Source organism: Brevundimonas sp. (assembly GCF_036659295.1).
In the GTDB taxonomy this organism is placed as follows: domain Bacteria; phylum Pseudomonadota; class Alphaproteobacteria; order Caulobacterales; family Caulobacteraceae; genus Brevundimonas.
Genome location: NZ_JAVXCU010000058.1, coordinates 1 through 14,799, shown reverse-complemented (window position 1 = coordinate 14,799; position 14,799 = coordinate 1). Strand labels below are relative to the sequence as shown.

Genomic DNA, 14,799 nt, shown 5'->3' with positions numbered 1-14,799 from the left:
AGCAGGCTCTGTCACCCTGACAGGCTCCGCACCGTCCAGAGCCGACCTGCGTGTCTCGGCCCGTCCGGGTGCGCTGGTACAGTCCGGCTGGCTGGATGGCACCGTCAAGCTGGTCGAGAACGAGCCCAGCACCATCAATATCCGTGGCCGTAATCTTCGTCTTGCAGGCGGCAACATCCCGATCACCACCGTGGATGTTGCAGGGACAGGTTCGCTGGAACGCCTTGAGCTGACCACCCTTAATCTTGGCATCGGCGGTGCACTGCCCGTCCAGTATAATGGCAGCCTGATCTACGAAAACGCAGGCCAGCAGCACAGCTTCTATCCTGTCGGCACCGTGGCCGTGCGCGGGCAAACCTTGAGGATGGCCGCCCCGTCCTATGTCCGCCTCAACAAGGACCGCATCTATGCCGACCTGCCGCTGACCAATACCGCCGGCACCCGTGTTGCCCATATTACAGCCAAGGACGGTGCCTATGCGGGTCTGGGCCACGACAATCACCAGTGGCACCTGCATGCCGATCTGAGCGGCTTGCCTGTCGCGCTACTGGTGCCGGACATGCGCGGCAATATCAGCGGTGAGGTTCTGCTGGGCGATGCCGGACAATATATCACCGGCACAACGCGCAACCTGAAACTGGCCAATCTTGCCTCGACCGACGATCAGGGCAGCAATGCCCCCAGCGTCGATCTGAATGTGCAGGCCAATATTGACGCCAATGCACTGAAGCTACAGCTCAACAGCCCGCTGCTGAACAATGCCGGTGCAGGCTCTACGGCCAGCAACCTCGATGTCAGTGTGCCCCTCGTCAATACGGGCTCGCTGTTCGGGCTGGGCCTGAACATGGACGGCCCGCTGTCGGGCACCATCCAGACGAACGGCCAGATCGGCCCGTTGTGGAACCTGTTCGATGGTCTGGACCGCAAGATGTCGGGCCGCCTCACCACCGCCCTGACCATCAGCGGCACACCCAAGACTCCGTCGATTGACGGTGCCATCCATCTGCGTGACGGCACCTTTGAAGACGTGGCCACAGGTGCCCTGATCCGTAAGCTGAATCTGGATGCCCACGCTTCCAATAACGGCATTTCGGTCCAGCATCTCAGCGGCAACGATTTCAGCGAAGGCACGCTGTGCGGCTATGGCTATGTCGCCCTGCGCACCGGCTATCGCCAGACCCGTGTGGAATCCGAGCTGCCTCCCTGCGAGGGCTGGCAGACGGCCAATGCGCGTGACAGCCGCATCAGCAGCGGTGGTTTGACGCTGGATCTGAACAATTTCCGCATCGTCCGTTCGGAAACCGCCACGGTTGTCGCCTCCGGCAAGATCAACGCCCTGCATAATGGCTCGGTCATCAACCTGACCGGCCGTCTGGACGTGAACAGCGCCGAGATCAGCCCGACCTTCCCGCCCAGTTCCGGCATCACGCGGATGGACGTGATCGAATATAACCGTCCGGCCCATCTGGCTCCGCGCCATCAGGCAGCGGCGCGTCCGGCCTCCGGCAATGAACAGGCCACCGGCTCGGGCTTCACCGATCTGGGACGCACGCCGGTACGCGTGAACGTGACCCTGAATGCCGAAAGCATCATGGTACGCGGTCGCGGACTGGACCTGATGCTCAGCTCCAATGCCACGATCCAGGGCTCGCTGACGTCACCGCGCCTGAACGGCCGTGCCGAGGTGGTGCGTGGTACATACGAGTTCGGCGGCAAGCGTTTCAGCTTCGATCCGTCCGGCTATGCCACGCTGGATACAGCCCCCGAGCGTATCCGCCTGAACCTGTCGGCCCGCCGCGAGGATGCCGACATCACCGCCGTTATCAATGTGACCGGTACAGCCGCCCTGCCGCGTATCGAGCTGACATCCGAGCCTGAACTGCCGCAGGACGAAATCCTCGCCCGTGTCTTGTTCGGTCGTTCGGTCACCCAGCTGTCGGCCATCGAGGCGGCACAGCTGGCCTCCAGCGTGGCCTCTCTGGCCGGTGGCGGCGGTCTGGATGTGCTGGGGGGCTTGCGCCAACTGGCACAGCTGGACAGCCTGTCCTTCAGCGGTGACGGCACCGACCTGATGATCTCGGGTGGTCGCCGTATCGGCAAGAACCTGTTCCTCGAAGTGCAGAGCGGCGGCCGCGACGGTCCCGCCATCAATGTGGAATGGCAGGTTCGCAACAATATCGCCGTGACATCGACCATGGCGGGTGACGGCAATGCCATCATCTCGGTCAGATGGCGCAAACCCAGCAACTAGGGCGCAAACAAAAAGGCCGGACATTGCGTCCGGCCTTTTCATTTCTATAGCGGATCGTTCGTCAGAGAACTTCCAGAATGGCTTCCAGCGGACGCCCCAGACGTGCGCCCTTGGGCGTCTCCAGGATCGGCCGTTCCACCAGAACCGGATTGGCGATCATCGCCGCACGGATGGTGTCATCGGATGCGCCGTCGGCAATCAGAGCCTTGGCCTCGTCCTCGCGCATTCTCAAAAGACCGCCAAGGCCCTTGCCCGTCGATTGGGCCAGACGGTCCAGCACCTGCGCCGTCCATCCGGTTTTCAGGTACTCGACCACATCGGTCTGGATACCTTTTTCCTGCAACAGTTCCAGTGCCTTGCGCGAGGTCGAGCATTTGGGATTGTGATAGAGGGTCACGGTCACGGCTGTACGTCCCTGAGCTTGTGATAGATGCGGCCACCGCGATAGGCGGCGATCATTACCAGCGCAAGTATCAGGTTCAGCGACCAGTTAAGATGGTTCACTGTATCCATCAGTGCCGAGCGATAGGAAGGCTCCATCAAGGCCGACAGCACCAATGCAATACCGGCCAGTGTCATCACCAGAAAGATCAGCGGAATAACCCAGCCCGGGCGTTTCCACTGCCAGACAGCCAGAACAAGCATCACCGCCACAGTGATGAAGGTGATACCGGCTCCGACCCAGCGCATGATCTCGGCCAGTTTCTCGAACAGCACCAGATCGACGCCCGCTTCTTCCAGCGTCACCGGTCCACGCGCATTACGCATGCTATCCAGCATCTCCGCCTTGGTCGGTCGGGTTGCCCAGTAACGGATCGTATTGGCCAAGGCCGCGGTCGCCAACACAACCGATGCCAGCCGCGCATGTGCCATGGCCTGTTCGAGGGTTTTGGGCCCCTGCCAGATACTTTTGATCGACCCTAAACCGGTCATTATTTCCAAGCCCCCGCCCCTGTGCCGACTTCAATGGCACATTGTTATACCTATCGCGCAAAACCTTATGCGGCTCTTACACTTTGTCGGCGTTGTCAGGAAAAGCGTGACAGAGCCACGGTGCCGCGCAAGCCCCCGATATGTAAAATCACACAGACCAGTATCGCGCCCGACGACAGGGCTGCCGCCCATGCCGGAAGACCACTGACCGCCATCGGCATGCCGACCATCAGCCCGACCATCAGTGAAGACAGCTCGAACAGATTCCACGCAACTCCAAAGACCGGCAGGATGCGGCTTGGCTTGCGCATTTGAAACAGTCCGGCAACAGCGGCCCCGATCAGTTGAAACACCAGCAAGCCCAGTGTCGAGCCTGCAGTGTCCGCACGCTCCGGTCCCCACCAGACCAATCCGGCCTGCATCATCAATACAAGCGCCCACAGACCAAAGCCCGCGACGCTGTACCGCGCCATCGACATGGCCTGCTCGCGCGATTCGATATTGGCGAATGGTGAGGAAAATCGACGGTTCATGCGTAACTCCGGCCCTGAAGGGTAAAATCCTATCGGCTACGCCCGACGATTCCCATAAGCCTCGACAGAAAACACCGCTCCTTCACCTTTGTTCGATGCCGGATTAGGGTGTGGTGATGAAACTGGACCCGCACGATCACACCGTCCTCGGCAGTCCTGCCTTGCACAGCGATACCCTGATCCAGCGCGCCGTGGACTGGGCCAATATAAATTCGGGTAGCCGCAATACGGCGGGGCTTCTGGCTGTGCTCGCAGCACTGGAAGACGCTTTTGCCACCCTGCCCGCCACGATCGAGCGGGTGCAGACCGGCACATCCAGCAGCGTCGCCGCGGATGGATCCGTCAGCGTGGACACCTATGCGCCCGCTCTCAAAATCACCTGCCGCCCCGATGCACCGCTCCAGATCATCCTGACCGGCCACTATGATACGGTCTTTGCCGAGAAAAGCCCGTTCCAGCGTGTCGTGGCACGCGAAGACGGTGCGCTGAACGGCCCCGGCATTGCCGATATGAAGGGCGGGATCAGCGTGATGCTGGGCGCGCTCGAAGCCTTCGAGGCCCACCCGCTCAAAGACCGCGTCGGCTGGACCGCGCTTCTCAGCCCCGACGAGGAAATAGGCTCGCCCGGCTCTGCGCCCCTGTTGGCGCAACTGGGTCGCCTGGGCCATATCGGCCTGACCTATGAACCCGCCATGGCCGACGGCACCTTGGCAGGCGAACGCAAGGGCAGCGGCAATTATCACCTGATCGTCCACGGCAAGGCCGCCCATGCGGGCCGCGCCTTCCATGAAGGTGCCAATTCCATCGCAGGGGCCGCCATGATCGCCGCCAAGCTGCATGGCCTGAACGGCCAGCGGGCGGGCGTGACGGTCAATGTCGCCAAGATCGACGGCGGTGGCCCCCTAAACGTCGTGGCCGATAATGCCGTCGTGCGCTTCAATGTGCGCGTACCCGATGCCCAAAGCGCCACTTGGGTCGTTGAAGCCATCGACGACATCTGCAAGACGCCACCGTTTGATGGTTTGCACCTGCATCTTCACGGCGGCATGACCCGCGCGCCCAAACCTATGGATGCCAGCCAGACCGCCCTGTTCGGTGCCGTCAAAAACGTAGGCGACCTGCTCGGCCAAACCATCCAGTGGCAGTCTTCGGGCGGCGTCTGCGAGGGCAACAACCTTCATGCTGCCGGTCTGCCCAATGTCGATACGCTGGGCGTAATCGGCGGCGATATCCATTCCGATCAGGAATATGCGTGGCCCGACAGCTTCGGTGAACGCGCACGCCTGTCAGCCCTTATTTTATGCAAAATCGCTTCGGGTGAAATCGACGCCCACAAGCTGAAACAGCTCCGACTGGAGACCCTGTAAATATGCTTATTGTTCGCCCTGCCGGTCCCGACGATCTGGATCACCTTCTGGAACTGGCCATCCTGTCCGGCCCCGGCTTTACCAGCCTGCCTGAAGACGCCGATGTCCTGACCGAGCGTCTGGAGTTGAGCCGTAAAAGCTTCCTTGGCCAGGTACCATGGGAAGAGGCATGGTACACGCTGATGCTGGAAGACGGCGATACCGGCGACATTGACGGCATCGGCTCGGTCAAGGCGACGGTGGGCCTAAAACGTCCGTTCTTCTCGTTCCGCCTGGTCAACAACATCGTCCAGTCACCTTCGCTCGGTGTGAAGCTGAACCACCAGACGCTGGTACTGGTGAACGAATGCGCCGGCTGGTCCGAGGTTGGTTCACTGTTCCTCAAGGCCGACCGTCGACGCGGCGGCGCGGGCCGCCTGTTGGCCCAGTCGCGCTACATGCTGATTGGCACCCAGCCGGAAATGTTCGCCGACAATGTACTGGCCGAACTTCGCGGTGTGTTCACGCCGGATGGAGCCTGTCCGTTCTGGGATCATGTGGCGCACAAATTCTTCCCGATGGACTTTGACGATGCCGACCGCATGACCGGTTCGACCGACAAGCAGTTCATCCTCGATCTGGCCCCGCGCCACCCCATCTATGTCGAGTTGCTGCCCGAACCGGCCCGCGCCGTGATCGGCAAGGTCCACCCTCAAGGCATTCCTGCCATGGCGCTGCTGGAATCCGAAGGGTTCCGCATCAATGGTCTGGTCGATATTTTCGATGCCGGTCCTACCGTATCGTGCGGCCGCGACAACATCCGCACCGTTCGCGATGCCCGACCTCTGAAGGTTGAGCTGGGCGAGGACATTCAGGCCGAGCTTCCGGCTCTGGTTTCAACCGACAGCATCGCCAACTTCCGCGCCGTGCGCGTCAAGGTTGATATTCACGGTGATAGCGTCACCATCCCTGCCGATGCCGCCCGCGCCCTGCGTGTGAAAACGGGCGACATTGTTCGCGTTAAAGTCTGACCCCCAACCGAGCCGTTCTATGACCCAGTTCCAGTCCATTGATCCCACCACCGGCGAAGTCGTCTGGGAAGGTTCTGAATCAACCTCCACACAAGTCGCCGATGCCGTCACCAAGGCACGCGTTGCCCTGTCTGACTGGGCGCTGCGCCCGCGCGAAGAACGCATCGCCGTCATGAAGGCCTATCAGGCCCGCCTGAAAGAACGCGCCGCCGAAATCGCCGAAGCCATCAGCCGCGAAACCGGCAAGGCCCTGTGGGAAACACAGGCCGAGGCCACCATCATGCAAGGCAAGGTCGATATCTCGATCCGTGCCTATAACGAGCGCACCGGCGAGCGCAGCAATGACATGGCCTTTGGCCGTGCTGTCCTGCGTCACCGTCCGCATGGCGTCGCCGCCGTACTTGGCCCGTTCAACTTCCCCGGTCACCTGCCCAACGGTCACATCGTCCCCGCTATGCTGGCAGGCGATACCGTCGTGTTCAAACCGTCCGAAGAAGCGCCTCTGACCGGCCAATTGATGGTCGAATGCCTGCTCGAAGCGGGCGTGCCGGACGGCGTGGTCAATCTGGTGCAAGGTGGCAAGGATGTCGGCGCGGCCCTGCTGGACCAGAAGATCGATGCCCTGATGTTCACCGGATCGGGCGCTGCGGGCGCGCATTTCCGCAAGAAGTTCGCCGATGATCCGCATGTGATTTTGGCGCTGGAACTGGGCGGCAATAACCCGTTGGTCGTCTGGGATGTGGCCGATGCCGAAGCTGCTGCGACCCATGTGGTGCAGTCAGCCTTCATCACGTCGGGCCAGCGTTGTTCGTGCGCCCGTCGTTTGATCGTGCCGAACGGTCCGCAAGGCGATACCGTGATCGAAGCCGTCGCCCAACTGTCCGACCGCCTGAGCTTTGGTCCGTGGAACGGTAATGCCGAGGTTTATGGCGGCCCGCTGATCTCGGCTCACGCCGCGCAAAAGGCCCTCGCCGATCTGCAAGCCCGCATCGACATGGGGGGCAAGGTCATCCGCGCTTCGGGCAATATCGACGGCCTGTCCGCTGCCTTCGTCAAACCGGCCATCATCGACGTAACCGGCGTGGCCGTACCGGACGAGGAAATCTTTGCGCCCTTCCTGTCGGTGATCCGCGTCGCCAGTTTCGAGGACGCATTGGCCGCTGCCAACGATACCCGCTACGGGCTGTCGGCGGGCCTTATCAGCGACGACGTTTCGCTGTGGGATCGCTTCATCACCACCATCCGTGCGGGCGTTGTGAACTTTAACCGGCCGACCACCGGCGCGGCAGGTGACATGCCGTTTGGTGGCCTTGGTGCCAGCGGCAACCACCGCCCCAGCGCCTACTACGCCGCCGACTACTGCACCTATCCGGTCGCGAGCTTCGAGGCCGAATCTGTCAAGAACATTGCAAGCGAAATCAAAGGCTTGAACTAATGTCTGCACAGGCCATCGAAACCAATGCCGATGGCCTTATCGGGCCAACCCACTCCTATGCAGGGCTGTCGCCAGGCAATCTGGCGTCCAGCCTGAACAAAGGCGTGGCATCCAATCCGCGCGCGGCGGTGCTTCAGGGCTTGGAGAAGATGAAGCGGCTGGCCGATCTGGGCCTGCCGCAATTCGTCCTGCCGCCGCACGAGCGCCCGAACATCCCCTTCCTTCGCTCGCTGGGATTTGTCGGTACCGACGCACAGGTGCTGGAACGCGCATGGAAGGACGCGCCCGCCTTTGCGGCTGCGGCCTGTTCGGCATCCCCGATGTGGGCCGCCAATGCCGCCACCGTCACGCCCAGCGCCGACAGCCATGACGGGCGGGTGCATTTCACCCCCGCCAACCTTGTCACCAATTTGCACCGCTCGCTGGAACACCAGCAAACCCAAAGAGCGCTGAACGTCCTGTTCCCCGATGCGACCAAGTTCGCCGTACACGACGCTCTGTCCCCAGTTGCCCATCTGGCCGACGAAGGCGCCGCAAACCATGTGCGCCTATGCGCCGACCATGGCGAAAAGGGCGTCAATCTGATGGTCTGGGGCCGCAAGGCGTTCGAGAACTGGGACGGCCCCTTCCCTGCGCGCCAGACCTATGAGGCCTGCGAAGCCATCATGCGCCGCCACGGAGCATCGGGCGCGGTGCTAACCCAGCAGTCGCGCGCCGCCATTGCGGGCGGCACCTTCCACAATGACGTGGTCTGTGTGGGCGCGCTGGACACGCTCTTCTTCCACGAACTGGCGTTTGAAGACACGGCTGCCACCAAGGCCGCCATCCGTGCCGCCGCCAAGGGTTTCGAGCCACAGTTCGTCGAGGTTTCCGCCGCAGACCTGCCGCTGGGCGACGCCATCAGCTCCTACCTGTTCAACTCCATGTTGGTGCGACTGCCCGGCGATGACCGCCTGACCCTGATCTGCCCCACAGAAACGCGCGACAATCCCAAAAGCCATGCCGTCGCCGAACAGATCGCCGCCTCCAACGGACCGATCGGGCGCGTGGAATATGTCGATGTGCGCCAGTCTATGGCGAATGGCGGTGGCCCTGCCTGCCTGCGCCTGCGGGTCGTACTGACCGAAGCCGAACTAGCCGCCACCAACCCCGCCATGCGCATGAATGACGAGCTATATGCCCGCCTGACCGTCTGGGCCCTGCGCTGGTATCGCGACCAGCTACGCCCTGCCGACCTGGCCGACCCTGCGCTGCTGATAGAAAGCCGTGGTGCACTGGATGAACTCAGCGCCATTCTAAACCTCGGCCGCGACTTCTACCCGTTCCAGCACCCCTAGGCCTTTAGCCGATCCAGCGCCTGCGGATAGCGTCGCGACAGCGGCGCTTCCAGAACTCCCATGCTTATCGTCCAGTCACCGGACCCGACAGGCTCCAGCCCCGTCATGCGTGCCGGATTGACCAGCCACGAGCGGTGGCTGCGTACAAAACCGACCGGCTCCAGACGCGCCTCGACTGCCGCCAGCGTCGCTCGCATCAAGGGCTTGCGTCCATCGGACAGATGGAACTCCACATAGTTTCCCGCCGAGGCCACGGCCAGAATATCGTTCAGCGGCACCCGGATGATCCGCGCGCCGTCGCGGATATCGAAACTGACAGGCCGCACCTCGTCCTTGCGGTTGCGGCGCACCTCGGCCACGCCCCAGAACACGGTGATGAACAGCAGATAGGCCAGCAGGTCTTTGCGGAATTCGAACAGGAAGTGGTTGCCGAACGTGTACGGCCCATGGTCCATCGCCGCATAGGCCAGTTTACGCAGCGCGATGAACACCGCCACATGCAGCGACGAATAGGCCACTACCGCAGCGCCATGGACCACTACGAAATGCAGGCGTGTTTTCCAGCCTGCCGACAATAGCTGGTCTGCAGTTGCGCGGGCAGATGCCAACCACGGAATCCATATCGCGCAGATCAGGCCGATAAGGCTGCTGATCTCCCACACCATCGGCTCCCAGCTGTGGGCATCGGCGGTATCCATCCATGTCGTGATGATGTTGACGGCTGTCACTCCACCGGCACAGGCCAGCAGCAACAGCCCCCCGCGAAACAGGTCCGACCTGTCCGCGCCGTTCGTCACACTGTTCACGCCACTCGTCACAGCCATTCCCCGTTCAGCCCCCAATGCGGGCCTATACGCCCGCGCCCATTGAGCGCCGTCCCGCCAGCCGCTGTCTAGAGCGCATGACACAAACCTCGACCGCATCCTATTCGCGCAGACATGATCTAGACGCCATCCGCGTCGGGGCCTTCATGCTGCTGATCCTGTATCACATCGGCATGTTCTACGTGCCATGGGACTTTCATGTGAACAGCGCCCGCCCGCAAGAATGGTTGGAGCCGGTGATGTGGTTCACCAATCCGTGGCGGCTGACCCTGCTGTTCCTTGTCTCGGGCGCAGCCACGCGGTTGCTGTTCGAGAAATACCGCCAGCAGGGTCCGGGGGCCGCAGAACGACTTGGTGGCTCGCGCCTGTTACGTCTTGGTCTGCCGCTGGTGTTTGGCATGCTCGTGATCGTGCCACCCCAGACCTATTATGAAGTTGTCCAGCATGTGCGCGATAACGGCCTGTCCGGCGACATCTATCACAACGCCATGACTGCCGACTTCTGGGTGCGCTATGTCACCTCCAAGGGGGACTGGTGTGATGCCGATGGCTGTATCACCACCCCGACATGGAACCACCTGTGGTTTGTGGCCTATGCCATGATCTATGGCCTGATCGCGGCGCTGGTGGCCGGCTGGGCCGGTCCACGGCTTACCAAGGCGTCACTGGTTTTCGAGCGTTTATTCGGAGGGATAGGCCTGTTCGTCTGGCCTATCGCCTATCTGTCTCTCATCCGTCTGTGGCTGTTTCCACAGTTCCCGATCACTCATGACCTGTTCGGCGATCTGTATAACCACGCCCTCAGCCTTGCCGCCTTCGGGTTCGGTTTTTTGATGGCTGCCACCCCGCGTGTGACCGAAGCCCTGAAGCGTTATCGTCATGCGTTTCTGGCGCTGGCATTGATCGCCTATGGTGTCTGGGTCAGCTACATGACCGGCTTTACCGACACTGCCCCGCCCCCAGCCCTGAAACAGGCCATGCGTGTGGTCTATGCCATCGACCAGTGGGCGTTCATCTGCGCCATCCTCGGATACGGCGCACACTATATCCGCAAGACCTCGCCGGTAATGACATGGCTAAGCGGCGGCGTGTTCACCTTCTACATCGTCCACCAGACCGTGATCGTGGTGACCGCCTTCCATATCGAAAAGCTGAAACTGCCGGTGTTTGCAGAAATGAGTCTGGTCTTGCTGGTCACGACGGCAGGCTGCGCCCTCGCCTATGAGATTGCCCGCCAGATAGGGAACTTTGGTGTGCTTCTGGGCGTACGCGTTCGCCACAACACTGCGCCATCATGACCTGTCACACTCCTTTCAAAACCACGTCATGCCTGCGTAATCCAATCAGCCTACGGAGCGCCCTATGAACCCGTCACGTCGTGCCTTTATGGCCTCCGCCACCGTCCTTGCCCTGTCCGGCTACGCCCTGCGCGCACAGGCTGCTGCCAATGGTTTCATTGACGGCCCTGCCCGCAACGAAGTGTTCGGTTATGGCCCCATGGTCAAAGACCCCTACGGGCTGCTGGATCTGCCCGAGGGCTTTTCGTATCGCGTGGTGTCGCAGGCAGGCGAGACCATGGCCGACGGCCTGATGACGCCGGACAAGTTCGACGGCATGGGCTGTTTCCCTCTGGACGATGACCGCGTCATTCTGGTGCGTAACCACGAGATCGATGCCGACGAGTTCAATCTCAGCGCCTGGGGCGTGGCCCACCGTCTGGCCGACGATATCGACCGCAGCAAGGTTTACGGCGTCTATCCCGATGCCGAAGGTGGTATCTATCCGCTGGGCGGCGGCACTACGACGCTGGTTTACAACCTCAAGACCGGCAAGCTGGAACGCAGCCACCTGTCGCTGGCCGGCACCGCCACCAACTGCGCGGGCGGCAAGACCCCGTGGGGATCGTGGCTGTCGTGCGAGGAAAGCCTTGCGGGTACCAAACATGGCCTGCCGCAAGATCATGGATGGGTGTTTGAAGTCCCCGCCACGGCCACGGGTCTGGTTGATCCCAAGCCGATCAAGGCCATGGGCCGTTTCAAGCACGAAGCCGCCTGTATCGATCCGCGCACCGGCGTGGTCTATCTGACCGAAGACGTCGAAAACTCGCTCTTCTACCGCTATCTGCCGGTTGATCCGCGCCATCTCGACAAGGGCGGCAAGCTACAAGCCCTCGCCATTGTCGATCAGCCCTCGGCCGATACCCGCAACTGGAACGGCGTGATGTGGTCACAGGGTCAGAAACTGGCCACCCGCTGGATCAATCTGTCGGATGTCGAAAGCCCCGAGGGCGATCTGAACCTGCGTGGCCATGCCGACGGTGCGGCCTTCTTTGCCCGTGGCGAAGGCATCCACTGGGCCGAGGATCACCTGTACTTCACCTGCACCTCGGGCGGCGTGGGCCGTCACGGCCAGATCATGCGCTATGTCCCGTCTCCCCGCGAAGGCGCGCATGACGAGGCCTTGCAACCGGGCCAACTGGAACTGTTTGTCGAGGCGACCGACCGTGCGGTGCTGGACTATGTCGACAACATCACCATCGCCCCGAACGGCCATGTTATCGGCTGCGAGGACCGCAAGATCGGCACCAACCACATCAAGGGCGTCATGCCCGATGGCCGCATCTATACGATTGCCCGCAATGCCGAGCCGCATGATAGCGACGACACCAATAGCGAACTGGCCGGTGTATGCTTCTCGCCCGAGGGCAAGACCATGTTCGTCAACATCTATTCACCGGGTGTGACGCTGGCCATTACCGGCCCATGGGAGACGTTCCGCGTCTGATCCCTATTGCAGGGCGAACAAACGAGGCGCGTGGCGGCCATTGGCACCGACCGTGAACAGCCGGCACTGTTCTTGTTCGGAAATCGGCTCCACGCCCTCTGTCACCGCCAAGGCTTCTTCGGCGGCATAGGCGATGGCGACACCCTCTTCGGTTTCAACCATGACCGAGTAAAAAGGCTGTTCAGGGTTGATGCTGCCAATATCCTCGATCGGCCCCTGATAGCGGGCATCCACATCCAGCACCAAGCCATAGAAGACGTGATGAACATGGCGGACCTTCTGGCCTAGTCCAAATCGTGCTGTGCGAACCTGGGTCATAGGCCTGATACGTTTGGCGCACATGAAGGTTGCTACAAAAACCGTCATTCGGTGTGACTCTTTGTAACCCCCAATTCGGCAAACACGATTCCGCAGCATAGGGGCTTGGCCTGATGACTGGATGCAGGCTAGGTTAAGTGTGACGGGCGCCGCTTTGGACCGCCCACATACCCTTGTCGGCCCATGCCGGAGACCAAAGGCGCGCCATCCAAGCGCGACTCACGGTCCCAGTCCTCCAGACCACGTCGGTCGGGCGATTCAAATCGGGAGGCGCCCCTGTATGGCGCACTGGATTTGGGGACCAATAATTGCCGCCTGCTGATCGCGCGTCCTGCGCGTGACGGATTTCGTGTGGTTGATTCCTTCAGCCGGATTGTACGTCTGGGCGAAGGCCTTTCACGCACAGGCCGTCTGGACGATCACGCCATGGAACGGGCCTATGAAGCCCTCAGCCTGTGCGCGGAACGCATTGCCAGACGCGGCCTGAAAGCCGAAAATCTGTCTGCCGTCGCCACTCAGGCCTGTCGTGCGGCCTCCAACGGCCCGGAGTTCATCGAACGCGTCCGCAAGGGCACAGGGTTGAACCTGCGCATCATTGACCCGATCGAGGAAGCGCGCCTGTCTGTCGCCGGTTGCCTCAATCTGATCGATCCTGAATCCGAAGCGGTTCTGGTCATCGATGTCGGCGGCGGCTCGACCGAACTGTCGTGGATGCGGCGCACCGACGAAGGGCTGGAGACACTGGCTTGGATGTCGGCCCCTCTGGGCGTTGTGACACTGGCCGAGCGCCACCCCGAACCTCAAGGCTCACCACATAACTGGTACGAAGCCATGGTGGCCGATGTCGGTGACGCCATCGCCAAGGGTGCGCCGAACGATCTGCTCTATCACAGCCTGTACCAGCAGGGCCGCGCCCATATGGTCGGGACATCGGGCGCAATCACCAGTCTGGCCGGTATTCATCTGGGCCTGCGCCGCTATCAGCGCGATCTGGTCGATGGGCTCTGGATGACGCGCACCGATTGTGAAGCCGCCGCCAACCGCCTTATCAGCCTTGGCCCTGTTGGCCGCGCTGCTGAAAACTGCATCGGGCCGGATCGCGCCGATCTGGTTCTGGCGGGGGCCGCAATCTTGGAGGCCGTCCAGCGGGCATGGCCGTGCGAGCGCGTGCGCGTGGCCGACCGTGGCCTGCGTGAAGGCTTGCTTCTGACCATGATGAGCGAGCCTAACCGTGCAACGCGCAAGCGCCGCCGTCGTCGTAGACGCTCGCGGGGTGCAGCCAATGCCACAGGCCCCGCTTCGGCCACCTAGGTCTTAGGGTTCGATCCGCACCGGTATCTGTATGTCGCACGGCGAGAAGTCTGCGCCTCTGGCTTGACGCACAGTGGCCACTATGCCCCTGAAGGTTCTGCTGTCAGGACGCAGGCGATAGACGCTCGGGCGATCGGTCGCAGGAATATCCGAGGCCACCTGCACCTTGGTCATCACATCGGGGTCGGTGACCATACCGCTGGGCAGTTCGCCTGCCTTTAGCGCATTGACGACATCCTGACCGGCAACCACACGCCCCCAGATGCTGTAGCGTCGCTCCAGTGACGGATAGGCATCGCGCATAAAGAAGAACTGGCTGTCGGCGCTGTTTTCATCGGTATCGCGGGCCATGCCTGCGACACCGGGGCAATACATGCCCCATGCCGTCACCTTGCCATCCTCGAACCGGCCCATAAAGCGGTCAGGCTGGCTATAGACCGGCACACTCCGGTGAAAACCCTCCGGATAGCCCGCAGGATGGGCCACCGGCTCGAACGGCGTTTCGGACCCGCGACGGAAGGTCAGTTCGGCCTGAACATTGCCATGGGTGCTGCCACCATCGCCGGTACCGGTCGGATCGCCCGTCTGGGCCATGAAGCCGTCAATGACGCGGTGCCATTTAACGTTGTCATAGAACCCCTCACCGGCCAGCAGACGGATACGCGCGACATGCAGGGGCGCAATATCGGGCGTCAT

14 protein-coding genes are annotated in these 14,799 nt (G+C 61.8%); 8 read left to right on the top strand and 6 right to left on the bottom strand.

Annotated features, from left to right (window positions below):
* Positions 1-2,251 (top strand): translocation/assembly module TamB domain-containing protein (locus RSB01_RS10455; RefSeq protein ID WP_332625425.1); only part of this gene is annotated, 2,251 nt, incomplete at its 5' end.
* A 61-nt stretch (positions 2,252-2,312) separates the two neighbouring features.
* Here the strand turns inward: RSB01_RS10455 and RSB01_RS10450 are convergent.
* From RSB01_RS10450 to RSB01_RS10440, 3 genes are all read right to left on the bottom strand, one after another.
* On the bottom strand, positions 2,313-2,654 hold the full coding sequence (locus RSB01_RS10450) for an arsenate reductase family protein (protein ID WP_332590328.1): 342 nt from the start codon (positions 2,652-2,654) through the stop codon (positions 2,313-2,315).
* Positions 2,651-3,184 carry a hypothetical protein gene (locus RSB01_RS10445; RefSeq protein ID WP_332590329.1) on the bottom strand — a complete coding sequence of 178 codons (534 nt, stop codon included), beginning with the start codon at positions 3,182-3,184 and terminating at the stop codon, positions 2,651-2,653. The genes RSB01_RS10450 and RSB01_RS10445 overlap by 4 nt, the downstream gene beginning before the upstream one ends.
* Before the next feature lie 95 nt (positions 3,185-3,279).
* The gene (locus tag RSB01_RS10440; RefSeq protein WP_332590330.1) at positions 3,280-3,717 is read right to left on the bottom strand and encodes a hypothetical protein; all 438 of its coding nucleotides are present in this window, start codon (positions 3,715-3,717) and stop codon (positions 3,280-3,282) included.
* Positions 3,718-3,833: 116 nt separating this feature from the next.
* On the opposite strand from RSB01_RS10440, the gene RSB01_RS10435 reads away from it, so the two are divergent.
* The 4 genes from RSB01_RS10435 to astB are packed head-to-tail and all read left to right on the top strand — an operon-like array spanning position 3,834 to position 8,866.
* Positions 3,834-5,084, top strand: coding sequence for a hydrolase (locus RSB01_RS10435; protein WP_332590331.1), 1,251 nt, complete (start codon positions 3,834-3,836; stop codon positions 5,082-5,084).
* Positions 5,085-5,086: 2 nt separating this feature from the next.
* Complete coding sequence (locus RSB01_RS10430; RefSeq protein WP_332590332.1) at positions 5,087-6,094, top strand: arginine N-succinyltransferase; 1,008 nt, start codon at positions 5,087-5,089, stop codon at positions 6,092-6,094.
* Positions 6,095-6,113: 19 nt separating this feature from the next.
* On the top strand, positions 6,114-7,529 hold the full coding sequence (gene astD / locus RSB01_RS10425; RefSeq protein WP_332590333.1) for a succinylglutamate-semialdehyde dehydrogenase: 1,416 nt from the start codon (positions 6,114-6,116) through the stop codon (positions 7,527-7,529).
* Positions 7,529-8,866 (top strand): N-succinylarginine dihydrolase, encoded by a 1,338-nt coding sequence (gene astB / locus RSB01_RS10420; protein WP_332590334.1) that lies wholly within the window; start codon positions 7,529-7,531, stop codon positions 8,864-8,866. The genes astD and astB overlap by 1 nt, the downstream gene beginning before the upstream one ends.
* Here astB and RSB01_RS10415 read toward each other — a convergent pair.
* The gene (locus RSB01_RS10415) at positions 8,863-9,690 is read right to left on the bottom strand and encodes a LytTR family DNA-binding domain-containing protein (RefSeq protein ID WP_332590335.1); all 828 of its coding nucleotides are present in this window, start codon (positions 9,688-9,690) and stop codon (positions 8,863-8,865) included. The genes astB and RSB01_RS10415 overlap by 4 nt on opposite strands.
* Positions 9,691-9,767: 77 nt before the next feature.
* Here RSB01_RS10415 and RSB01_RS10410 point away from each other — a divergent pair, with 77 nt between their 5' ends.
* Complete coding sequence (locus tag RSB01_RS10410) at positions 9,768-10,988, top strand: acyltransferase family protein (protein WP_332590336.1); 1,221 nt, start codon at positions 9,768-9,770, stop codon at positions 10,986-10,988.
* Positions 10,989-11,052: 64 nt separating this feature from the next.
* Positions 11,053-12,474: an alkaline phosphatase PhoX gene (locus RSB01_RS10405; RefSeq protein ID WP_332590337.1), complete on the top strand. Its 1,422-nt coding sequence runs from the start codon at positions 11,053-11,055 to the stop codon at positions 12,472-12,474.
* A gap of 3 nt (positions 12,475-12,477) precedes the next feature.
* Here the strand turns inward: RSB01_RS10405 and hspQ are convergent, their stop codons facing one another.
* A complete protein-coding gene (hspQ, locus tag RSB01_RS10400) occupies positions 12,478-12,840 on the bottom strand; it encodes a heat shock protein HspQ (protein ID WP_332590338.1) in 363 nt (120 codons plus the stop codon).
* A gap of 135 nt (positions 12,841-12,975) precedes the next feature.
* On the opposite strand from hspQ, the gene RSB01_RS10395 reads away from it, so the two are divergent.
* Positions 12,976-14,103 (top strand): Ppx/GppA phosphatase family protein, encoded by a 1,128-nt coding sequence (locus RSB01_RS10395; protein WP_332590339.1) that lies wholly within the window; start codon positions 12,976-12,978, stop codon positions 14,101-14,103.
* A 3-nt stretch (positions 14,104-14,106) separates the two neighbouring features.
* On the opposite strand, the gene RSB01_RS10390 is transcribed toward RSB01_RS10395, so the two are convergent.
* A partial coding sequence (locus tag RSB01_RS10390; protein ID WP_332625423.1) for a peptidylprolyl isomerase occupies positions 14,107-14,799 on the bottom strand: 693 nt, incomplete at its 5' end.